At 74.2% G+C, this 507-nt stretch carries 1 protein-coding gene; it reads left to right on the top strand.

Annotated elements, in window-relative coordinates; genetic code table 11:
- On the top strand, positions 1-507 hold a 507-nt coding region (locus tag IH13_RS0125825), incomplete at both ends, for a GAF domain-containing protein (protein WP_031088327.1).

Below are 507 nucleotides of genomic sequence, written 5' to 3'. Positions count from 1 at the left end.
GCCCGGCTCGTCCGGGCCGAGCCGGGCGACCGCCCTGTACCAGCTGATGCACCTGGCGGCGACGCTCACCGAGGCCGTCAGCACGCGGGACGTGATCGAGCTGGCCGGCGACCAGATCATGCCCGCCTTCCGGATCCAGTCCCTCGTCGTCATGACCTCGGCCGAGGGGCGCCTGCGGGTCGAGGGGCGCCGGGGCCCGCACCCCACGCTCATGAACCGCCTCGACGGCGCCCCGCTGTCCTCCGACAACCCCGCCGCCCACGTGCTGATGACGGGTGTGCCCGGCTTCTTCTCCGAATTCGCCGAGCTGGAGCGCGGCTACCCCACGACGGGCCTCTGCGAGACGGTGGCGGCCTGCGCGTTCCTGCCGCTGATCGTCTCCGGGCACCCGGTCGGCACCCTGGTGCTCGCCTACGACCGCCCCCGCGCCTTCGATCCGGAGGAGCGCGCCCTGCTCACCTCCATCGCGGGGCTGCTCGCCCAGGCCCTGGACCGGGCCCGCCTCTA

This window comes from Streptomyces sp. NRRL WC-3549, assembly GCF_000721935.1.
In the GTDB taxonomy this organism is placed as follows: domain Bacteria; phylum Actinomycetota; class Actinomycetes; order Streptomycetales; family Streptomycetaceae; genus Streptomyces.
This window is presented reverse-complemented; position numbering and strand designations above follow the sequence as displayed.